The following is a 239-nucleotide window of genomic DNA, read 5'->3' as shown; positions in this document are numbered from 1 at the left end:
TTTATCCAAAAATCACCTCACGGGGGGGGGGATACGATAATTTTCGTTTTAACTCAAACACTTTAAACCCTTTAAAAAACTATAAAAACTTTAATCTATTAAAACTTTCCCTACTCACTATACTTTCACTAAACTCTTTAGAAGCTGCCACCCAGGCAAATTATGATAAAGCTTCTAATACTTATGTAATTAAAAAACACCATTATAATAATAATGATGTTTATGATTATAATCTTGAC

General features: G+C 29.3%; 1 protein-coding gene. It reads left to right on the top strand.

Translation table 11 applies throughout. The annotated features are described in order from the left end of the window. Window positions 1–239: hypothetical protein (locus E2O22_RS08010; RefSeq protein ID WP_207921011.1), on the top strand; the 239-nt coding region annotated here is incomplete at both ends.

This window comes from Campylobacter lari (genome assembly GCF_004357905.1).
Lineage (GTDB): Bacteria > Campylobacterota > Campylobacteria > Campylobacterales > Campylobacteraceae > Campylobacter_D > Campylobacter_D lari_D.
Note: the sequence above shows the minus strand (reverse complement) of the source record. Positions and strands in the feature narration are given on the sequence as shown.